Origin of the sequence: Agromyces sp. MMS24-JH15, from assembly GCF_043518605.1 — a bacterium.
Taxonomy (GTDB): domain Bacteria; phylum Actinomycetota; class Actinomycetes; order Actinomycetales; family Microbacteriaceae; genus Agromyces.
Window position 1 is genome coordinate 1,782,912 of record NZ_CP171358.1, and the last position, 20,605, is coordinate 1,803,516.

Annotated in this window: 17 protein-coding genes; 14 read left to right on the forward strand and 3 right to left on the reverse strand. The window is 70.8% G+C overall.

Features of this window, described 5'->3' with window-relative positions:
- Positions 1-94 precede the first annotated feature (94 nt).
- Positions 95-1,042 carry a carbohydrate ABC transporter permease gene (locus ACDF64_RS08070; RefSeq protein ID WP_394554703.1) on the reverse strand — a complete coding sequence of 316 codons (948 nt, stop codon included), beginning with the start codon at positions 1,040-1,042 and terminating at the stop codon, positions 95-97.
- Positions 1,043-1,357: 315 nt separating this feature from the next.
- Entirely contained in the window at positions 1,358-2,383 is a 1,026-nt protein-coding gene (locus tag ACDF64_RS08075; RefSeq protein ID WP_394554704.1) for a LacI family DNA-binding transcriptional regulator, read from the reverse strand.
- A gap of 262 nt (positions 2,384-2,645) precedes the next feature.
- Between ACDF64_RS08075 and ACDF64_RS08080 the strand changes: the two genes are divergently transcribed.
- The 11 genes from ACDF64_RS08080 to ACDF64_RS08130 all read left to right on the forward strand — a co-directional run bounded on the left by ACDF64_RS08080 (position 2,646) and on the right by ACDF64_RS08130 (position 16,480).
- Complete coding sequence (locus tag ACDF64_RS08080; RefSeq protein ID WP_394554706.1) at positions 2,646-4,004, forward strand: ABC transporter substrate-binding protein; 1,359 nt, start codon at positions 2,646-2,648, stop codon at positions 4,002-4,004.
- A 109-nt stretch (positions 4,005-4,113) separates the two neighbouring features.
- Complete coding sequence (locus tag ACDF64_RS08085; RefSeq protein WP_394554708.1) at positions 4,114-5,079, forward strand: carbohydrate ABC transporter permease; 966 nt, start codon at positions 4,114-4,116, stop codon at positions 5,077-5,079.
- A complete protein-coding gene (locus ACDF64_RS08090) occupies positions 5,076-6,062 on the forward strand; it encodes a carbohydrate ABC transporter permease (RefSeq protein WP_394554709.1) in 987 nt (328 codons plus the stop codon). Before ACDF64_RS08085 ends, ACDF64_RS08090 begins: the two co-directional genes overlap by 4 nt.
- A 102-nt stretch (positions 6,063-6,164) precedes the next feature.
- Entirely contained in the window at positions 6,165-8,069 is a 1,905-nt protein-coding gene (locus tag ACDF64_RS08095; protein ID WP_394555083.1) for an ABC transporter ATP-binding protein, read from the forward strand.
- Between the two features lie 194 nt (positions 8,070-8,263).
- Positions 8,264-9,631, forward strand: coding sequence for a cystathionine beta-synthase (locus ACDF64_RS08100; protein ID WP_394554710.1), 1,368 nt, complete (start codon positions 8,264-8,266; stop codon positions 9,629-9,631).
- A 35-nt stretch (positions 9,632-9,666) separates the two neighbouring features.
- Positions 9,667-10,833, forward strand: a complete 1,167-nt coding sequence (locus ACDF64_RS08105) for a cystathionine gamma-synthase (RefSeq protein ID WP_394554711.1) — start codon at positions 9,667-9,669, stop codon at positions 10,831-10,833.
- A 135-nt stretch (positions 10,834-10,968) separates the two neighbouring features.
- Positions 10,969-11,820, forward strand: coding sequence for an SPFH domain-containing protein (locus ACDF64_RS08110; RefSeq protein WP_394554713.1), 852 nt, complete (start codon positions 10,969-10,971; stop codon positions 11,818-11,820).
- A gap of 4 nt (positions 11,821-11,824) precedes the next feature.
- Entirely contained in the window at positions 11,825-13,222 is a 1,398-nt protein-coding gene (locus tag ACDF64_RS08115; RefSeq protein WP_394554714.1) for an APC family permease, read from the forward strand.
- Positions 13,219-14,169, forward strand: coding sequence for a cyclase family protein (locus ACDF64_RS08120; protein WP_394554716.1), 951 nt, complete (start codon positions 13,219-13,221; stop codon positions 14,167-14,169). Before ACDF64_RS08115 ends, ACDF64_RS08120 begins: the two co-directional genes overlap by 4 nt.
- A 59-nt stretch (positions 14,170-14,228) precedes the next feature.
- Complete coding sequence (locus ACDF64_RS08125; protein WP_394554718.1) at positions 14,229-15,059, forward strand: aldo/keto reductase; 831 nt, start codon at positions 14,229-14,231, stop codon at positions 15,057-15,059.
- Positions 15,056-16,480: an MFS transporter gene (locus tag ACDF64_RS08130; RefSeq protein ID WP_394554719.1), complete on the forward strand. Its 1,425-nt coding sequence runs from the start codon at positions 15,056-15,058 to the stop codon at positions 16,478-16,480. The genes ACDF64_RS08125 and ACDF64_RS08130 overlap by 4 nt, the downstream gene beginning before the upstream one ends.
- Here the strand turns inward: ACDF64_RS08130 and ACDF64_RS08135 are convergent.
- On the reverse strand, positions 16,452-16,997 hold the full coding sequence (locus ACDF64_RS08135; protein WP_394554721.1) for a hypothetical protein: 546 nt from the start codon (positions 16,995-16,997) through the stop codon (positions 16,452-16,454). The two genes, ACDF64_RS08130 and ACDF64_RS08135, sit on opposite strands and share 29 nt — an antisense overlap.
- Positions 16,998-17,150: 153 nt before the next feature.
- Here ACDF64_RS08135 and ACDF64_RS08140 point away from each other — a divergent pair, with 153 nt between their 5' ends.
- The 3 genes from ACDF64_RS08140 to chvE all read left to right on the forward strand — a co-directional run bounded on the left by ACDF64_RS08140 (position 17,151) and on the right by chvE (position 20,540).
- The gene (locus ACDF64_RS08140; protein WP_394554723.1) at positions 17,151-18,194 is read left to right on the forward strand and encodes a LacI family DNA-binding transcriptional regulator; all 1,044 of its coding nucleotides are present in this window, start codon (positions 17,151-17,153) and stop codon (positions 18,192-18,194) included.
- A 322-nt stretch (positions 18,195-18,516) separates the two neighbouring features.
- Positions 18,517-19,293 (forward strand): L-ribulose-5-phosphate 4-epimerase, encoded by a 777-nt coding sequence (locus ACDF64_RS08145; RefSeq protein WP_394554724.1) that lies wholly within the window; start codon positions 18,517-18,519, stop codon positions 19,291-19,293.
- Positions 19,294-19,460: 167 nt separating this feature from the next.
- Positions 19,461-20,540 carry a multiple monosaccharide ABC transporter substrate-binding protein gene (gene chvE, locus ACDF64_RS08150; protein WP_394555085.1) on the forward strand — a complete coding sequence of 360 codons (1,080 nt, stop codon included), beginning with the start codon at positions 19,461-19,463 and terminating at the stop codon, positions 20,538-20,540.
- Positions 20,541-20,605: the final 65 nt, after the last annotated feature.

A 20,605-nucleotide genomic window follows, 5' to 3' on the forward strand; every position in this document is an offset into this window, starting at 1 on the left:
CTTCCGGAACGGACGCCGGGTCCGACGGGCCGCTCGGATGGCGCCGGTCGGCTCGCCCGTGACGATCGCCTCGGTCATCGGGGCGGGTTCGAGGTCAATCTTCGTCATCGTAGAAAACCCAATACTTGGAGGCCCAGAAGTTGATGGCGGTGAAGGCGGCGATGATCAGCAGCAAGAGCCAGGCCATCGCCGACGCGTAGCCCATGTCGAGGTTCGCGAAGCCCCGCTGGTAGAGGTACAGCGTGTAGAAGAGCGTCGAGTCGACCGGTCCGCCGCTGCCGCCCGAGACGATGAACGCCTGCGTGAACGACTGGAACGCGTGGATGATCTGCAGCACGAGGTTGAAGAAGATGATCGGCGTGAGCATCGGCAGCGTGATGCGCCAGAACTGCTGCCAGCGGTTCGCGCCGTCGACCGCGGCGGCCTCGTAGTACATCGACGGGATCTGCCGGAGTCCGGCGAGGAAGATCACCATGGGCGCGCCGAAGGTCCAGACGTTGAGCAGGATCAGCGTGCCGAGCGCGGTGTCCGGGCTCGAGATCCAGCCCTGGCCCTCGATGCCGAACCACGCGAGCACGACGTTCACGAGTCCGTCGACGCCGAAGAGCTGGCGCCAGAGGATCGCGATCGCGACGCTGCCGCCGAGCAGGCTCGGCAGGTAGAACGCCGACCGGTAGAAGGCGAGGCCGCGCATGCCGCGGTCGAGCAGGACCGCGAGCGCGAGCGCGGCGGCCAGCTGCAGCGGCACCGAGATGAACACGTACTGGAACGTCACGCTGAGCGAGTGGTGGAGCCGCTCGTCCTCGAGCATGCGCTCGAGGTTGCGCGTGCCGATGAACTTCGGCGGGCTCAGCAGGTTGTACTTCGTGAACGCGAGCCCGAGCGAGGCGAGCATCGGCCCGATCGTGATGAGCGCGAGGCCGATGAACCAGGGCAGCAGGAACAGGTACGCGACGGTGTTCTGCTTCTTCTGCCGTACGCCGGTGCCGGCGGTGCCGGTGCCGGTGTCCTTCATTCGGCGCAGCTCGCCGATGGCGCTCATCGGCCGGTCCCGTTCTCGGGTCGTCCGCCTGGCGGCGGAACGGGTTGCGCGGGCTTCGTCGCCACGTGCGTCCTCCAGTCATCCTCTTCGATCACTCGGCCCGGATGCCTCAGAAAGCGCTATCTCGGGTCGACGAGATTTCTAGCATCGGGAAATCGGTTTCCGCAATACTCCCATTTGAATTGGCCGATCAAAGCGGAGATTCCCCTGAGAAAGGGCTTTCTCAGATCGGCGTTCCGGGACGTGCGGCGTGGGAACGACGCAAGCGAACGGCGCGGTGCGCGGTCGGATGGGAGCGCAGGCGCGCGGCGCGGGTCAGCGGGGCGCGCGCGCGGTGGTGGAGCGCACCACGAGCCGCGTGGGCAGGGGCGCGCCGGAGTCCGGGAGCGGGTCGTCGGCGGGTCCCTCGGCGAGGAGTCGCAGCAGCGTGTCGACCGCGATCCGGCCCTGCTCGGCGGGGTACTGCTCGACGGTCGTGAGCCCGAACATCTCGGCGTACTCGTGTCCGTCGATGCCGATGACGCTGAGTTCGCCCGGCACGGCGACGCCGAGGCGCTCGGCGGCGCGGAGCGCCCCGAACGCGAGCTCGTCCGAGGCGGCCACGATCCCGGTCGGGCGTCGGCCGGGATGCCCGAGGAGCTGGAGCGTCGCGGCCAGTCCGCCGGGCATCGTCATCTCGGCCTCGACGACGGTCGCGCGTCCGCCGGGCGCGAGTCCCGCCGACGAGAGCGCCTCGAGGAAGCCGCGGCGGCGCCCGCCGGGGACCGACCGCACGGATCGTGCCGCGCCCGTGCCCCCGACGTGGGCGAGCCTGGTGTGGCCGAGCTGGATCAGGTGATCGGCGGCGAGGCGTCCCGCGGCGACGTCGTCGATCGAGATCCGGGGCGTGCCCTCGGCGTAGCCGCCGAGGCACAGCACGGGCTTCTCGCGGCGCTCGAGCGACGCGACCTCGTGGGCGTCGAGGTCGACCCCGACCGCGATCACCGCGTCGACCCGGCGCCGGGCGAGGAAGTAGTCGAACACGCGCGCCCGGTCCTCGCCGCCTCCGGCGACGTTGTACAGCGTCAGGTCGTAGCCGGCCGCGAGCAGCGCGCGCTCGATCCCCTCGAGCACCTCGCCGAAGAACCAGCCGTTCACGAAGGGGATCACGACGCCGATGTTCTTCGTGCGCCCGGTCACCAGGCTCGCGGCGGCCGGCGAGACGACGTAGCCGATCTCGGCGGCGGCCCGCTCGACGCGCAGCCGGGTCTCCTCGGCGACGTGTCCGCCGCCCGAGAGCGCCCGCGAGGCGGTCGACTTGGACACTCCCGCGAGTCGGGCGACGTCGCCGATCGCAGCCATCGCACGCCTCCCTCCGTCGGGTGGTTCCGAGGCCGAGCATAGCCATCGGATGCCCCGCGCTGGAAACGTTCCCGGCCGTTCGGCGACGCGCCGCGGGCATCCGCGCCGATTCGGTGGGAGCGCTCTCCGCCGCCGTCTGCGCCAATCGCCGACTTGGCCGAAACGTGACCATGCCTCCCTTGTGGGCGGCGACGGACCTGCCCTACCGTGGGCGATGGAACCGGTTCCGGGTTCCCCTGCTCACACTCAACGAGGAGACGACATGAGACTCACACGGCACCGTCGATGGGTGGTTCCGGTCGTGGCAGCCGCTGCGCTCGGACTCGCGCTCACCGCATGTACCGGCGACGTCGCCGAGGAGGATGCGGCGGACGTCGACTGCGGACCCTACGAGGACTACGGCACGTTCGACGGGGCCGAGGTCACGATCTCGGGCACCATCCTCGACCTCGAGGCCGACCGCCTCGTCGAGTCGTGGAAGGACTTCGCGACGTGCACCGGCATCGACGTCAGCTACCAGGGCTCGAGCGAGTTCGAGGCGCAGATCGCGGTCCTGGCCGAGGGCGGCAACGCGCCCGACATCGGCATCGTCCCGCAGCCGGGCCTCCTCCAGCGACTCGTCGCGGGCGGATGGGCCATCCCGGCGTCGCAGCCCGTGATCGACAACATCGACCAGTGGTGGGCTCCGGTCTGGAAGGACTACGCGACGGTCGACGGCACGACCTACGCCGCTCCGCTCATGGCGAGCATCAAGGGCTACATCTGGTACTCGCCGGCCGAGTTCGAGGAGAAGGGCTACGAGATCCCGAAGACCCTCGACGAGCTGAAGTCGCTCTCCGAGAAGATCGCGTCCGAGGGCGACCACAAGCCGTGGTGCGTCGGGCTCGAGTCGGGTGACGCCACCGGCTGGCCGGGCACCGACTGGGTCGAGGACTACGTCCTGCGCCTGAGCGGCCCCGACGTGTACGACCAGTGGGTCGCCCACGAGATCCCGTTCAACGACCCGCAGATCGCCGGGGCGTTCGATGCGGTGGGCCAGTACCTCAAGAACGAGGACATGGTGAACGGCGGCATCGGCGATGTCTCGACGCAGATCACCGAGGCGTTCCAGACCGCCGGCCTCCCGATCCTCGACGGCCAGTGCTCGCTGCACCACCAGGCCTCGTTCTACGAGACCTTCTGGGACCCGGACGCCACGGGTGACGTCACGGTCGCGAGCGACGGCGACGTCTTCGGCTTCCTGCTCCCGCCCGTCGACGCCGACAGCGGCCAGGCCGTCACCGGCGGTGGCGAGTTCCCGGTCGCGTTCCGCGACGCTCCGGAGGTCGAGGCCGTGCGCGCCTACCTGTCGAGCGACACCTGGGCGAACAACCGCGTCAGCCTCGGCGGCGTGATCAGCGCCAACAAGGGCCTCGACCCGGAGAACGCGTCGAGCGAGCTGCTGGTGCAGTCCATCGAGATCCTGCAGGACCCGGAGACCACGTTCCGGTTCGACGGATCCGACCTGATGCCCGGTGCCGTGGGTGCCGACTCCTTCTGGAAGGGCATCGTGGCCTGGGTCGGCGGAGAGAGCACCACGAGCGTGCTCGACACCATCGAGGCCAGCTGGCCGACCAGCTGAACATCGGAGCGCCTCTGGAGGGGAAGCCCTCGAAGGGGCATGATCGAGGGGCGGGGCGCGAGTCCCGCCCCTCGGCAACCCAGATTCGACGACGAGCCCGGGAGGCACCATGACCACGGCCGATCTACTCGGCAAGATCCTGCAGGTGGTGATGGCGCTCGCAGTCTTCGGGGCCGTCATCGGACTGCTCGTCTTCTTCATCGACAAGGCGCCGAAGAAGGGCCGCGACTACTGGCAGCTCGCGGGCTTCCTGCTCCCGGCGCTGATCCTCGTCGCGATCGGCCTGGTGTACCCGGCGATCCGCACGAGCATCCTCGCGTTCCAGGACAAGTCGGGCGACTTCAGCCTCGAGAACTTCGTCTGGATGTTCACCCAGCCCGCGGCGATCCGCACGCTGATCAACACGTTCATCTGGGTGCTGCTGGTGCCGACGTTCGCGACGTTCGTCGGGCTCGCGTACGCCGTGTTCATCGACCGGTCGCGCGGCGAGCGGTACTACAAGGCGATCCTGTTCATGCCGATGGCGATCTCATTCGTCGGCGCGGGCATCATCTGGCGGTTCGTCTACGAGTACAAGGGGGTCGGCGACCAGATCGGCCTGCTGAACGCCATGGTCGTCGCGTTCGGCGGGGACCCGGTGCAGTGGATGCAGACCGACCCGATCAACACGATCCTGCTGATCGTCGTCATGATCTGGATCCAGACCGGGTTCGCGATGGTGCTGCTCAGTGCCTCGATCAAGGGCATCCCGTCCGAGCAGGTCGAGGCGGCTCAGCTCGACGGCACCAACGCCTGGCAGCGGTTCACCAACGTGACCCTGCCGGGGATCCGCCCGACCATCGTCGTCGTGCTGACGACGATCTCGATCGCGACGCTGAAGGTCTTCGACATCGTCCGCACGATGACCGCCGGAAACTTCAACACGAGCGTCGTCGCGAACGAGATGTACACCCAGGCGTTCCGGGCGAGCGAGATCGGGCGCGGTTCGGCCCTCGCGCTCATCCTGTTGATCTTCGTGCTGCCGATCATCGTGTACAACGTCAACGTGCTGCGGAAGCAGAGGGAGATCCGATGAGCATCGCACCCGCCGACCTGCCCTCCGCCACCGCGGTCGGAGACGACGTCGCCGAGGCGATGACGCTCGGGGCGACCAAGACCGCGCGCGTCAAGAAGCGCCTCACGTCGCGGACCGCCACGATCGTCTCGCTCATCATCGCGATCGTGTGGACCATCCCGACCTTCGGCCTGCTCCTGTCCTCGTTCCGCCCCGCCGAGCTGATCCGCACCACCGGGTGGTGGACGATCTTCCAGAACCCGGGATTCACGCTCGACAACTACCGCGACGTGCTGTTCTCGTCGTCGTCGTCCTCGCCGCAGCTCGGGGCGTACCTCGTGAACTCGATCGCGATCGCGCTCGTGGCGACCATCTTCCCGATCGTGCTGGCCTCCATGGCCGCGTACGCGTTCGCGTGGATCAAGTTCCGGGGATCAGCGGCGCTGTTCGTCTTCATCTTCGCGTTGCAGATCGTGCCGCTGCAGATGGCGCTCGTGCCGGTGCTGCAGATCTTCTCGACCTTCCTGCGCCCGGCGCAGGCGTGGCTGCACGACGTGATCCCGATCATCCCGGAGCAGAACTACCTGCCGCTCTGGATCGCGCACACGATGTTCGGCCTGCCGCTGGCGATCTTCCTGCTGCACAACTTCATCGCGGAGATCCCGAGCGAGGTCATCGAGGCGGCTCGCGTCGACGGGGCGACCCACGGGCAGATCTTCTTCCGCATCGTGCTGCCGCTGTCGGTGCCCGCGCTCGCCTCCATCGCGATCTTCCAGTTCCTCTGGACCTGGAACGACCTGCTCGTCGCCCTGATCTTCTCGGGCGGCACACAGGATGTCGCTCCACTCACCCAACGCCTGGCGGAGATGGTCGGCACGAGAGGCCAGGACTGGCAACGCCTCACCGCGGGCGCGTTCGTGTCGCTGGTCATCCCGTTGATCGTGTTCTTCAGCCTGCAGCGGTACTTCGTCCGCGGCCTGCTCGCGGGTTCCACGAAGGGGTAGGCACTGCGGGGAGCCGTGCATGCGGCTCCAGCACCGGATGCACCGGCGCCGCGACCGCCCGGCCGCGGCTCCGGTGGGCGCGCCTAGGGTGGACGGGTGAGCATGCACCAGAGCCCGCCGGGCGCGCAGACCGGCAAGTTCGGCAAGCCGCGCACGCGGATCAGCGGTGCCGACGAGGTCGCGCAGCGGGCCGAGAATGCGGCGGCCCCCCGGATCCCGCACCTGCTCGGGCGCATCGCCGAACTCTTCCGCCCGCACCGTACGGCGCTCGTCGTCACGGTCGTGCTCGTCCTGACGGGCGCGGCGCTCAGCGTCATCCCGCCGCTGCTGACCGAGCAGGCCTTCGACGTCGGGCTCTTCCCCGTCGGCCCCGACGGGCAGGTGGCCCCACCGAACCTGCCCGCCCTCGCCTGGATCGTCGGCGCGATGCTCGCGGTCTACATCGTCCTGTCCCTCCTCGGCGTCTGGCAGACGTGGCTCACCGCGACGGTCGGCAACCGGGTCATGGGCGCGCTCCGCGTGCGGATGTTCGGCCACCTGCAGTCGATGGAGCTGAGCTTCTTCACCGCGACGCGGACCGGGGTCATCCAGTCGCGCCTGCAGAACGACGTCGGCGGCGTGGCATCCGTGCTCACCAACACGGTGTCGAGCGTGCTCGGCAACACGGTGACCGTGATCAGCGCCTTCGTCGCGATGCTGCTGCTGAACTGGCAGCTCACGATCATCGCGCTCGTGCTGCTGCCCGTGATGGTCATCGCGCAGCGACGCGTGGGTCGGGTGCGCGCGCGCATCGCGGGGCGCACGCAGGAGTCGCTCTCCGAGCTGAGCGCGATCACCCAGGAGACGCTGAGCGTCTCGGGCATCCTGCTCTCCAAGAGCTTCACGCGCCAGCGCAGCGAGATCGACCGCTACGCGGGCGAGAACGAGAACCAGATCGACCTGCAGGTGCGCCAGCAGATGACCGGCCAGTGGTTCTTCGCGCTCGTGGGCGTGTTCATGTCGGCGGTGCCGGCGATCGTGTACCTGCTCGCGGGCTGGCTCCTGCTGCGCGGGTCCGCCGACATCACGGCGGGCACGATCGTCGCGTTCACGACCGTGCAGGCGCGCCTGCTGTTCCCGCTCATGGCGCTGATGCGCGTCGCGCTCGACCTGCAGACCTCGGGCGCGCTGTTCGCGCGCATCTTCGAGTACCTCGACCTGCGGCCGAGGATCACGGATGCCCCGGACGCGGGCGACCTGCCCGACGGCGCCGGGCTCGGGCGCCTCGAGTTCGACCACGTCACCTTCCGCTACCCGGATGCCCCCGCCGACGCGGCGCCGACGCTCGACGACGTCTCGTTCACGATCGAGCCGGGGCAGTACGCGGCCTTCGTGGGGCCGTCGGGTGCGGGCAAGACCACGGTGTCCTACCTCGTGCCCCGGCTGTACGAGGCATCCGAGGGCGTCGTGCGCGTGGGCGGCGCAGACGTGCGCGACGTGCGGCAGGAGTCGCTCGTGTCGCGGATCGGGATCGTGAGCCAGGAGACGTACCTCTTCCACGCGACCATCGCCGACAACCTGCGCTACGCGAAGCCCGACGCCACGCAGGACGAGCTCGAGGCCGCGGCGCGTGCGGCGAGCATCCACGAGACGATCGCGTCGTTCCCCGACGGCTACGACACGGTCGTGGGCGAGCGCGGCTACCGGCTGTCGGGCGGCGAGAAGCAGCGGATCGCGATCGCGCGCGTGCTCCTGAAGGATCCGCCGATCCTCGTACTGGACGAGGCGACGAGCGCGCTCGACACGATCTCCGAGCGCGTGGTCCAGCTCGCGCTCGACGACGCGTCGAAGGGGCGCACGACCGTCGCGATCGCGCACCGGCTGTCGACGATCGTCTCCGCGGACGTGATCTTCGTCGTGGTCGACGGACGGATCGCCGAGCGCGGCGGGCACGCCGAGCTGATGGCGGCCGACGGCGTGTACGCGAACCTCTACCGCCAGCAGGCGACGGCCGGCGTCGTCGGCTGACTCGACGCCCGGCCGTGGGAACGGACGGCGGCGTCCGAGTTGCCTTCCCCGTCGGTGCGCCCGCTAGGGTGGCTGGGTGAACACTTCGCTGCGGTCCTGTCGTCGCTGATCAGGCGACCCCTATCGACGCGCGACGCCCGGCACGTGATCACGGCTCGGCATGGCGCACTCCACAAGAGGACACGGCACACGCAATGAAGTACGCAGAGAACATCGCCGACCTCGTCGGCAACACCCCCCTCGTGAAGCTCACCCGGGTCACCCGGGGCGTCACCGAGGCGACGGTCCTGGCGAAGGTCGAATACCTGAACCCCGGCGGGTCCGTGAAGGACCGCATCGCGTCGCGCATGCTCGACGCCGCCGAGCGCGACGGGCTCCTCGCACCGGGCGGAACGATCGTCGAGCCGACCAGCGGCAACACCGGCGTCGGCCTCGCGCTCGTCGCGCAGCAGCGCGGCTACCGGTGCATCTTCGTCGTCCCCGACAAGTTCGGCGAGGAGAAGCGGAACGTCCTCACGGCGTACGGCGCCGAGGTCGTCGTAACGCCGACCTCGGTCGCTCCCGACAGCCCTGAGTCGTACTACAGCGTGTCCGACCGGATCGTCCAGGAGACGCCGGGCGCCTACAAGCCGAACCAGTTCGCGAACCCGAACGGCCCGCGCGCGCACTACGAGACGACTGGCCCCGAGATCTGGCGCGACACCGACGGCCGGGTCACCCACTTCGTCGCAGGCGTCGGCACGGGCGGCACGATCACGGGCACCGGGCGGTACCTGCGCGAGGTGTCAGACGACCGCGTGCGGATCATCGGCGCCGACCCGGAGGGATCGGTGTACTCGGGCGGGACGGGCCGACCGTACTTCGTCGAGGGCGTCGGCGAGGACATGTGGCCGGACACGTACGACCCGAACGTGCCGCACGAGGTGCTCGCGGTGAGCGACGCCGACGCGTTCGCGATGACCCGTCGGCTCGCACGCGAGGAGGGCCTGCTCGTCGGCGGGTCGAGCGGCATGGCCGTCGCCGCGGCGCTGCGGGTCGCGAAGGACCTCACGGCCGACGACGTCCTGGTCGTGCTGCTGCCCGACGGCGGCCGGGGATACCTCGGCAAGATCTTCAACGACAAGTGGATGCGCGCGTACGGCTTCGGCAACGCGCCCGAGGGGCACGCCGTGGCCGACCTGCTGGCGGCGAAGGCCGACCACATCGCCCCGCTCGTGTACGTGCACCCGAACGACACCGTCCGCGACGCGATCGACCGGATGACCGAGAACGGCGTCTCGCAGCTCCTCGTGCTCTCGGCCGAGCCGCCCGTCGTGCTGGGCGAGGTCGTGGGCGCCCTGCACGAGGACGAACTGCTCGAGCAGGTCTTCTCGGGCCGCGTCCAGCTCACCGACAAGATCACGCGCGTGATCGGGCTCCCGCTGCCGCTGATCGGCGCGACCGAGCCCGTCTCGGCGGCCCGGCAGTCGTTCGCGGAGCACGCCGCGCTGCTGGTCACGGACGGCGGGAAGGCGCTCGGCGTCATCAGCCGATCGGACCTGCTCACCTACCTCTCCGCCTAGGAACACGCACCACGCATCTCCGCAGAGGAACCAAGATGACGAACATCGAGCGCGCGGGCTTCGACACCCGCGCCGTGCACGCCGGCCAGGAGTTCGACCCCACGACGGGCGCCGTGATCCCGCCGATCCACCTCACCTCGACGTATGCGCAGGACGGCATCGGCGGCCTGCGCAACGGCTACGAGTACTCGCGCGGCGGCAACCCGACCAGGACCGCGCTCGAGACGCAGCTCGCCGCGCTCGAGGGCGGGGCCGCGGGCCTCTCGTTCGCCTCGGGGCTCGCTGCGGAGGACGCGCTGCTGCGCACCGTGCTCGCTCCCGGCGACCACGTGATCGTCGGCAACGACGTCTACGGCGGCACGCACCGGCTCGTCCGGCGCATCCACGGCGCTTGGGGCGTCCGCCACTCGACCGTGGACACGAGCGACCTCGACGCGGTGCGCGCCGCGATCGAGCCGGGCTCGACGAAGGTGCTCTGGGTCGAGACGCCCTCGAACCCGCTCATGAAGATCTCGGACATCGCCGGGCTCGTCGAGCTCGGCCATGCGGCGGGCCTCGTCGTGGTGGTCGACAACACGTTCGCGAGCCCGGCGCTGCAGCAGCCGATCGCGCTCGGCGCGGACGTGGTCGTGCACTCGACCACGAAGTACTTGGGCGGCCACTCGGACGTCGTCGGCGGCGCGCTCGTGTTCGCCGCGGGGCGCGACGAGCTGGTCGAGGCGACCACGTTCACGCAGTTCGCCGCGGGCGCGGTCTCGAGCCCGTTCGACGCGTTCCTGACGACCCGCGGCATCAAGACCCTCGGCATCCGGATGCGCCGCCACAGCGAGAACGCCCAGGCCATCGCGGAGCGGCTGCTGGGGCATCCCGCGGTCGCACGCGTGCTGTACCCGGGCCTGCCCTCGCATCCCGGGCACGAGCTCGCGGCGCGCCAGATGTCGGGCTTCGGCGGCATGATCTCGATCGACCTCGCGGGCGGCGGCGCGGCCGCGCGCCGGTTCGCGGAGTCGACCGGGCTGTTCACGCTCGCCGAGTCGCTCGGCGGCGTCGAGTCGCTGGTCAACTACCCGTCGGAGATGACGCACGCCTCGGTGAAGGGCACGCCCGCGGAGGTGCCCGAGTCGATCGTGCGGCTGTCGGTCGGCATCGAGGACGTCGACGACCTCGTCGCGGACGTCGACCAGGCACTCGCGCGACTCTAGGCGCGGCGCACGCGCGCACCCCGGAGCATCCGCCGCACCGACCCCCGCCGCACCGGCCCGCACCGCCGCAGGCGGTGGGAGAATGGGAGCAGCGGCGCGCGGCACGTCACCGGCGCCGGGGGGAGATGAGCGCCCATGATCTGGCTCTGGATCACCCTGATCGCCGTGGTGGCGGTCGCGATCGTCCTGCTCGCGCTGTCGATCAAGATCGTCAACCAGTACGAGCGCGGCGTCGTGCTGCGCTTCGGGCGGCTGCACGGCGTGCGCGAGCCGGGCATCCGGTTCATCATCCCGATCGTCGACGTGATGACCAAGGTGTCGCTGCGCATCGTGACGCTGCCCATCCAGTCGCAGGGCATCATCACGCGCGACAACGTGAGCGTCGGCGTGTCGGCGGTCGCGTACTTCCGGATCGTCGACCCGGTCCGCTCGGTGATCGCGATCGAGAACGTGCACTCGGCGATCGACCAGATCGCGCAGACCACGCTGCGGAAGGTCGTCGGCCAGCACGCGCTCGACGAGACGCTCGCCGAGACGGCGAACCTCAACGCCGACATCCGGGAGATCCTCGAGCAGCTGACGGGCGAGTGGGGCGCCGAGGTCACGCTCGTCGAGCTGAAGGACATCCTGCTGCCCGACACCATGAAGCGCGCCATGGCGAAGCAGGCCGAGGCCGAGCGCGTGAAGCGCGCGAAGATCATCGCGGCCGAGGGCGAGGCGATCGCGGCCGTGCGGCTCGGCGAGGCGTCGGACACGATGATGGCGCATCCGCTCGCGGTGCAGCTGCGCACGCTCCAGACCCTCGTCGACATCGGCGTGGACAAGAACACCCTCGTGGTCGTGCCGGCGCCGCTCATGAACTCCATCGGCGAGCTCACGGCGTTCCTCGACCGCGAGCACGCCGCGGCCGCGGCCGCAGTTGGCAGGGAATCGACGAAGCATGTCGTTTCTGCCAACGCGAACGGGAGTGCGGAGACGGCACGATAGGGGAGTGACTTCGAGGACCCCGGGCACCGCGACGGATGCCCCGCCCGCGCGACCCGCTCCCGGCGACGCGACCACCGGACCGGGACCGCGCGGCGGCCTCGGCCTCGGCCAGGGCACCGCGCTCTACATCGCGAGCGTGCTCGGCACCGGCATCCTCGCGTTGCCCGGCCTCGCCGCCGCGGCGGCCGGACCCGCGTCCATCGTCGCGGTCGCCGCCGTGTTCCTGCTCTCGATCCCGCTCGCGGGAACCTTCGCCGCGCTCGCCGCGCGGTTCCCCGACCCCGGCGGCGTCGCGAGCTACGTGCGCCGCTCGCTCGGCGACACGGCCGCGCGCATGACCGGGTACTGGTTCTACTTCGGCGTCTGCGTCGGCGCGCCGGTCGTCGCCATCCTGGGCGGCGAGTACGTCGTCGCCGTGCTCGGCGTCGACCGCGCGTTCGCCCCGCTCATCGGCCTCGCGATCTTCGTGCCGCCCGCCGTCGCGAACTGGTTCGGGGTCCGCGTCGCCGGCTGGGTGCAGTTCGTGCTCACGGGCCTCCTGCTCGCGGTCGTCGTCGGCGTCGTCGCGGCGACGGTGCCCGCGGTCGAGTCGTCCAGCTTCACGCCGTTCCTGCCGCACGGCTGGGCCGGCGTCGGCACCGCGATCAGCCTGTTCGTCTGGGCGTTCGCGGGCTGGGAGGTCGGCACGCACATCTCCGGCGAGTTCCGCGACCCGCGGCGGGTCATCCCGATCGCCACCGCGATCGCGATCGTGGTCGTCGGAGCCGGCTACCTCGCCCTCCAGGTCGTGACCGTCGGCGTGCTCGGCGATCGCGCGGGCGAGGGGGTCGTGCCGCTGCTCAGCCTCGTCGAGGCCACCGCGCCGGGCATCGGCCCGGTGCTCGTCGCGATCGTCGCGGCGATCGTCACCACGGGCGTGCTGAACGCGTACCTGCCGGCCTTCGGCAAGCTCGGCGCCGCACTCGGGCGCGACGGCGACCTGCCGCGGTTCTTCGCGAAGGGCGCCGAGGACGGCGGCGTGCCGCGCCGCGCGCTCGCCCTCACGGGCGTGCTCATCGCGATCTACTTCACGGTCGGCTACCTGAACGGGTTCGACCTGACCGCGCTCATCCTGATCCACACGTCGAACATGGTCGCGATCTACGCCGCGGGCATGCTCGCCGCGACCCTGCTGCTGCGCCGCTGGTCGGCCGGATGGTGGCTCGCGGTCGTCGCCACGGGGCTGACCTTCGGGCTGCTGGTGCTCGCGGGGCCGAACCTGCTCGTGCCCGCGATCCTCGCGCTCGCCGCGATCGTCGTGACCGTGATCCGGCGCCTCCGGCGTCGTCGCACCGCCGCTCGCGCCATCCCCGCCCCCGTTCCCGCCCCCGCCCACGACACCCGCCTGGAGACCACCGCATGACCGAGTACCGCGCCGCCTTCGACGCCGAGGTCGCCTTCCTGAACGGCGGCGGACTGACCGCCGAGGGGTTCCGGCTCGACCTTCCGACGAACGACGTGACCGAGGCCGAGGTCGCCGACCTCTTCGTCCGTCACCTCGGCCTCGCGCTCGTGGCATCCGTCGCGCTTCGGAACCTCGAGATCCGCGAGGAGGCGCACCGCGGGTCGCGGGGGATCGGGGCCGCGGGCGGCGTCGCCGCCGATGCAGCCGGAGCGCGCGAGGATGCCCCGCGCCGGCCGGTCCTCGTCGACCTCAGCCACCCGATCCGCGAGGGGCTCGTGACCTACCCCGGCATCCCCTCGCCCGTCATCACGCCGCACCTCACGCGCGAGGCGTCGCGAGCGGTGTACGCGCCGGGCACCGAGTTCGAGATCGACGTCATCGCGTTGGCGGGCAACACGGGCACCTACCTGGACAGCCCGTTCCACCGGTACGCCGAGGGCGGCGACCTCGCGTCGCTGCCGCTCGAGACCCTCGTCGGGCTCCCGGCGCACGTCTTCCACCTCGAGGATGCCTCGCAGCGGGGCATCCCGGCCGAGGTGTTCCTCGACCGCGACCCGGCGGAGCTCGCGGGCGCCGCGGTCCTGCTGCACACCGGTTGGGACCGGCACTTCGGCACGCCCGAGTACGGCAGTGGTTCCCCGTTCCTCGAGGGGGAGGGCGCCCGCAGGCTCGCGGACCTCGGGGTCGCGCTCGTCGGAATCGACTCGCTCAACATCGACGACACCCAGTCCGGTGGCGAGCGCCCGGCGCACTCGATCCTCCTGGACGCGGGCATCCACGTCGTCGAGCACCTGACCGGGCTCGGCGGCCTGCCGGCGCGCGGCGCGCGCTTCACCGCGGTGCCGCCGAAGGTCGAGCGCTTCGGCACGTTCCCGGTGCGCGCGTTCGCCGAACTCCCCGCCTGACGCGCCCGCCGAAGGCCCTCGCGGTGGCGGCGGTCGGCGGGAGGGGTGAGGATGGAGGAATGATCGCCCCCGAGTACCACCTCCGCGACGGCAACCAGATCCCGGCCATCGGCCTCGGGACCTACGGTCTGGACGGCGAGGCGGGCACCGACGCGATCCTCTCGGCGATCGACGACGGTTACCGGCTCCTCGACACCGCGTACAACTACGGCAACGAGGGCGCCGTCGGCGACGCGCTGCGCCGCACCGACGTCGATCGCAGCGACCTCATCGTCGCGACCAAGCTGCCCGGCAAGCACCACGGGTACGACGAGGCGCTCGCGAGCTTCGAGGAGTCGCGCGCCCGGCTGGGCGTCGACTGGATCGACCTGTACCTCATCCACTGGCCCAACCCGAGCGTCGACCGGTACGTCGAGACCTGGCGGGCGATGATCTCGCTCCGCGAGAAGGGGCACGTCCGCTCGATCGGCGTCTCGAACTTCACCGAGCCCATGCTCACCAGGCTCCGAGAGGAGACCGGCCTCATGCCCGTCGTCAACCAGGTCGAGCTGCACCCGTACTTCCCGCAGACCGAGCTTCGCGCGTTCCACGAGGAGCACGGCATCCGCACCGAGAGCTGGAGCCCGCTCGGCCGCAAGTCCGACCTCCTCCAGGAGCCGCTGCTCGGCGGGATCGCGGCCGCGAAGGGCGTGACGGTCTCGCAGCTCGTGCTGCGCTGGCACGTCGAGCTCGGGTCGATCCCGATCCCGAAGTCCTCGCAGGCGGCGCGGCGAGCCGAGAACCTCGACGTCTTCGGCTTCTCGCTGGAGCCCGAGGAGGTCGAGCGCATCTCGTCGCTCGAGCGCGGCCGTATCTGGGGCGCCGACCCGAACACGCACGAGGAGATGTGACCGGCACGGAATCCGCTCCCGGCCGGGTCGTCGCCGACGACGACGCCCGCGGGCCGTTGTCGGGCCGGTACCGCTGGCTCTCGATCGGCATGTTCTCGCTGATCTTCATCGCGGCGTTCGAGGCGCTCGCCGTGACCACGGTCATGCCGACCGTCGCACGCGACCTCGACGGCGAGGGACTGTACGCGCTCGCGTTCGCCGTGCCGCTCGCGGCCGGGATCGTGGGCATGGTCGTGACGGGCAACTGGACCGACCGCGCCGGCCCGATCCCGTCGCTGGTCACGGCCGCCGGGCTGTTCGTGGTCGGGCTCGTGATCGCCGGGACGGCGACCGACATGGGCGTCTTCATCCTCGGCCGGTTCGTGCACGGCGTGAGCGGCGCGGCGGTGATCGTGCCGCTCTACGTGATCGTCGCGCGGGTCTATCCCGAGCGACTGCGCGCGCGGGTGTTCGCGGGGTTCGCGGCCGCGTGGGTGATCCCGTCGATCATCGGGCCGGCCGCGGCGGGCGCGATCGTCCAGGTCGTGTCGTGGCACTGGGTGTTCCTCGGCGTGATCGCGCTCGTGCTGCCGGCCGCGGCGATGATGCTGCCGCCGCTGCTCCGAGTGCGCACACAGGTGCAGGGCGACCCGGATGTCCCGTGGAGCCTCGGGCGGGTCGGTTGGGCGGTGCTCGTGGCCGCCGCCGCGCTCGGCGTCTCGCTCGCCAAGGAGCTCGACGGCGCGTGGCCGTGGGTCGTCGCGGCGATCGCGATCGCCGTCGCGGCGGTCGCCGCCCGGCCGCTCATGCCGCCGGGGACCCTGCGTTCGGCGCGCGGCATGCCGGCGACCGTCCTGCAGAAGCTCGTGGTCGCGGGCGCGTTCTTCGGCGCCGAGATCTACCTGCCCTACCTGCTGCAGGACCGGTACGGGTTCTCGCCCGCGCTCGCCGGCGCGGTGCTCACGGGCGCGGGCCTGTCGTGGGCGGGGGCATCCTGGTTGCAGGGCCGGCTGGGCGACCGGTTGTCGAACACGCAGGCCGTGGTGATCGGCTCGGCGACGCTCGCGGGCGCGCTGGTCGCGGTGCTCCTGGTGGCCGTCTTCGGCTGGTCGCCGTGGATCGCCTTCGCGGCGTGGACCGTCGCGGGCGGCGCGATGGGCCTCATGTACCCGAGGTTCAACGTCGAGGTGCTCGCGCTGTCGGCGCGGTCGGAGCAGGGGTTCAACTCGGCCGCGCTCACGATGGCGGAGTCGCTCGGCGCAGCCGTCGCGCTCGCGATCACGGCGCTCGTGTCGAGCACGGTCGGCGCGGGCGTGTTCGCCGCGGACTTCGCGGTCACGGCCGCGATCGCGCTCGTCGCGGTGCTGCTGGCGCCGCGCGTGCGTCCGCCCGCGGCGGCGCCCGCGGGGGCCGTCAGTGCGGGGGACGGCGCGGCGCGTTGAGGCTCCGCCCGGCGAGGAACTCGACGAGGTCGACGGCGGGCGCCTCGAGCACCGGTCCCCGGCCGAACTCCCAGTCGGCGTCGGTCGCGCGGAGCGCGTGGCCGCGGATCACCGCGCGGATCTCGAGCGGTGCCGCGGCGGCGAGGTAGAGGCAGACCGCGCCGCTCGTGATCGGTGCGAGGACAGGTGGGACGGATGCCTCGCGCGCGAGCGCGAGGTAGACGAGGACGGCGCGGCTGAGGAACCGGATCGGCACCTTGCGGCCGGCGCGCGCGTCGAGCGCGAGCGCGCGCAGCCGGGCCGGCAGGTCTGCTTCGGGTGCGTCGACGGCGGCGGAGCCGCGTGGGCGGAGTCGGTCGACGTCGCCGGAGAGCACCGACGTGCCGGGCACGGTCTCGGCGATGACGGCAGCCTGCTCGAGCACCTCGGCGTACTCGAGGCGCCGGTCGGAGTGCACGCCGGATTCGTCGACGCGCTCGCGCCAGGAGAGCGGCAGGTACCGCATGAAGTCGCTCACCCCTCCATTGTGACGCGTGGACGCTGCGCGGCGCCCGCGCGGGCCATGTGACCGTCACACATGTGACGGTCACATCACCCCCGAACGCGGTGCAATACTGGTGCCAGCGCACCGTGTGACCGTGCGCATGCCCGAAGTTCCGGAAGAGGTCAGGTGTCCGACGACGCACCCCGAGGCCGTGCCCCCAGCATCCGAGATGTCGCGCGCCTGGCGGGGGTCTCCCACCAGACCGTGAGCCGGGTGCTCAACCACCATCCGAGCATCCGCCCCGAGACCAAGCAGCGCGTGCTCGAGGTGATGGCCGAGCTGCAGTACACGCCCAACCGTGCGGCGCGCGCGCTCGTCACGAGCCGCTCGCGCACCTTCGGGGTCCTCACCGCCGAGAGCACGCGCGCGCAGTACGGCCCGTCGACGAGCATCGCGGCGATCGAGCGCGCCGCGCGCGAGGCGGGCTACTGGGTCAGCACCGTGAACGTGGACTCGTCGACCCCCGCCGGCATCGCCGAGGGGATCGCGCACCTGACCGCGCAGGGCGTCGAGGGGCTCGTCGTCATCGCGCCCCAGGCGAGGGTGTTCGACACCCTCGCCGAGCTCCAGGTCGGCGTGCCGTACGTCACGTTGCAGTCGACCCGACGGGACCCGCTGCACGTGCAGAGCGTCGACCAGGTCGCCGGCGCGCGGCTCGCGACGCGCCACCTGATCGACCTCGGCCACCGGAGCATCTACCACCTCGCGGGGCCCCAGGACTGGATCGAGGCGGAGCTGCGGATGCGCGGCTTCCTCGAGGAGATGGGCGCGCAGGATGTCCCGACCACGGCGCCGATCCTGGGCGACTGGACGGCCGACTTCGGGTTCCACGCCGGGCGCGAGCTCCTGACCGTCCGCGACTTCACCGCGGTGTTCGCGTCGAACGACCAGATGGCGCTCGGGCTCATCCATGCGGTCCGCGATGCGGGACTCGAGGTGCCGCGCGACGTGTCCATCGTCGGGTTCGACGACATCCCGGAGGCGGCGCACTTCTCGCCGCCGCTGACGACCGTGCGGCAGGACTTCGCCGAGCTGGGCCGGCGCTGCGTGGCCGCGCTGCTCGCGGCCGGGCGGGATCGTGAGGACGGCGACGAGGACGAGTCGGAGGAGCCGCGCGTGATCGTGCCGGAGCTCGTGGTCCGCTCGACGACGGGCGCGCCGGCGTTCTGAGCCGTCCGGGAATCCGACGCCGTCCGTGATCCCGAGGCCGTCCGCGATCCCGACGCGGTTCGCGATCGGGCGCGCTTCGCGATCCGGCGCCGTTCCGGAGGACCCGCTCCGTTCGGTTATCGAGCCGTGACCTTCCGGAGTTGACAGTCTGCGCCGAACTGGGTTTACGATGAGACGCGCCATGTGAACGGTCACATCACCTCGTCACATCGGCTCTCGATCCACCGCCCCACGACGAAGGAGTCTCCGTGTCCCAGACCGATGCCCGGACGCGCATGCAGCGCGACGCCGGTCGCGGGACGCACTCCCCGGCGGTGGGCGCATGAGCACGTTCGGTCCGCAGGTCGAGGTCGCGATCGCCCGGGTGCGTGCGGAGATCGCACGCCTGCACGGCGAGCTCACCCGATACGGCCTCGTCGTCTGGACGGGCGGGAACGTCTCGGGCCGGGTCCCCGGCGCCGACCTGTTCGTGATCAAGCCGTCGGGCGTCTCGTACGACGACCTGGCGCCCGAGAACATGATCCTCTGCGACCTCGACGGCAACGTGATCGAGGGAACGCCCGGGTCCGAGCGGGCGCCGTCGTCCGACACGGCCGCGCACGCGTACGTCTACCGGCACATGCCCGAGGTCGGCGGCGTCGTGCACACGCACTCGACGTTCGCGGTCGCGTGGGCGGCGCGCGGCGAGGAGATCCCGTGCGTGATCACGGCGATGGCCGACGAGTTCGGCGGGCCGATCCCGATTGGGCCGTTCGCGATCATCGGCGACGACTCGATCGGCCGCGGCATCGTCGAGACGCTGAGCGGCCACCGGTCGCGCGCGGTCCTCATGCAGAACCACGGTCCGTTCACGATCGGCTCGAGCGCGAAGGACGCGGTCAAGGCCGCGGTCATGGTCGAGGATGTCGCGCGGAGCGTGCATTTCGCCCGCGAGGCGGGACCACTGGTCCCGATTCCGCAGGAATCGATCGATCGGCTGTACGACCGGTACCAGAACGTCTACGGACAAGCTTCCGACGCGCGCAGGCCGCGCGGCGGGGCATCCACCCGCACTCGCACGAAGGAGAAGGCGGGCACGGCGCCGCCCGGCGCCGCCTAGATCTTGCGACCTCCGCCCCAGTGCGGACGGCGCGAGGGATGCGATCGGCATGGACGCGGCCGCATCCGACTGTCACCAAGACAACGACGTCCATGAATGACACAGTGAAAGGACACACCGTGAAGACCACGAAGAAGGTGCTCCTCGCGACGCTGGCTGCGGGCTCGATGCTCGCGCTCGCCGCTTGCTCCGGCAGCAACGGCGGCGACAGCGGCGAGGGCGGCGGCGACGGCGGCCTCGTCGGCGTTGCGATGCCCACCAAGTCGTCGGAGCGCTGGATCCAGGACGGCGACGCCGTCAAGGAGCAGCTCGAGGCCCAGGGCTTCACCGTCGACCTGCAGTACGCCGAGGACGACATCCCCACCCAGGTCTCGCAGATCGAGAACATGATCACCAAGGGCGCCGAGGCGCTGATCATCGCCTCGATCGACGGCACGACCCTGTCGGAGGTCCTCCAGACCGCCGCCGACTCGGACATCCCCGTCATCGCCTACGACCGCCTCATCCGCGACACGGAGAACGTCGACTACTACGCGTCGTTCGACAACTACAAGGTCGGCGTGCAGCAGGCCACGTCGCTGCTCGAGGGCCTCGGCCTGACCGACCTCGAGGGCGCGCCCGCTTCGGACGCCCCCGCCGGTCCGTTCAACATCGAGCTGTTCGCCGGTTCGCCCGACGACAACAACGCCACGTTCTTCTGGAACGGCGCGATCGACACCCTCCAGCCGTACATCGACGAGGGCACGCTCGTCGTGAAGTCGGGCCAGACCGACTTCGAGCAGGCCGCCATCCTCCGCTGGGACGGCGAGGTCGCGCAGGAGCGCATGGAGAACCTCCTCACCTCGACCTACTCGGACGGCTCGAAGGTCAACGCGGTGCTGTCGCCCTACGACGGCCTCTCGCGCGGCATCATCTCGGCCCTCACCGACGCCGGCTACGAGGTCGGCGCCGAGTGGCCGATCATCTCCGGCCAGGACGCCGAGCTGAACTCGGTGCAGGCGATCAACGCCGGTGAGCAGTACTCGACCATCTTCAAGGACACCCGCAACCTTGCCAAGGTGGCCGTGGACATGGCCGTCGCCCTGCTGAACGGCGAGGAGCCCGAGGTCAACAACACCGAGGACTACGACAACGGCGTGAAGGTCGTCCCGTCGTACCTCCTCGAGTCGCAGATCGTCGTCAAGGACAACATCACCGAGGTCCTGGTCGACAGCGGCTACTGGACCGAAGAGGAAATCGCCGGCTGATTCAGCCGTTCCTCGTGACCGGCCGGTGGGGGAGCGATACGCTTCCCCCACCGGCAGGTCTCGTC

Coding starts and splice junctions, on each gene's coding strand:
- ACDF64_RS08070 (WP_394554703.1), bottom strand. CDS start 1,042: ATGAGCGCCATCGGCGAGCTGCGCCGAATGAAGGACACCGGCACCGGC.
- ACDF64_RS08075 (WP_394554704.1), bottom strand. CDS start 2,383: ATGGCTGCGATCGGCGACGTCGCCCGACTCGCGGGAGTGTCCAAGTCG.
- ACDF64_RS08080 (WP_394554706.1), top strand. CDS start 2,646: ATGAGACTCACACGGCACCGTCGATGGGTGGTTCCGGTCGTGGCAGCC.
- ACDF64_RS08085 (WP_394554708.1), top strand. CDS start 4,114: ATGACCACGGCCGATCTACTCGGCAAGATCCTGCAGGTGGTGATGGCG.
- ACDF64_RS08090 (WP_394554709.1), top strand. CDS start 5,076: ATGAGCATCGCACCCGCCGACCTGCCCTCCGCCACCGCGGTCGGAGAC.
- ACDF64_RS08095 (WP_394555083.1), top strand. CDS start 6,165: ATGCACCAGAGCCCGCCGGGCGCGCAGACCGGCAAGTTCGGCAAGCCG.
- ACDF64_RS08100 (WP_394554710.1), top strand. CDS start 8,264: ATGAAGTACGCAGAGAACATCGCCGACCTCGTCGGCAACACCCCCCTC.
- ACDF64_RS08105 (WP_394554711.1), top strand. CDS start 9,667: ATGACGAACATCGAGCGCGCGGGCTTCGACACCCGCGCCGTGCACGCC.
- ACDF64_RS08110 (WP_394554713.1), top strand. CDS start 10,969: ATGATCTGGCTCTGGATCACCCTGATCGCCGTGGTGGCGGTCGCGATC.
- ACDF64_RS08120 (WP_394554716.1), top strand. CDS start 13,219: ATGACCGAGTACCGCGCCGCCTTCGACGCCGAGGTCGCCTTCCTGAAC.
- ACDF64_RS08125 (WP_394554718.1), top strand. CDS start 14,229: ATGATCGCCCCCGAGTACCACCTCCGCGACGGCAACCAGATCCCGGCC.
- ACDF64_RS08145 (WP_394554724.1), top strand. CDS start 18,517: ATGAGCACGTTCGGTCCGCAGGTCGAGGTCGCGATCGCCCGGGTGCGT.
- chvE (WP_394555085.1), top strand. CDS start 19,461: ATGCTCGCGCTCGCCGCTTGCTCCGGCAGCAACGGCGGCGACAGCGGC.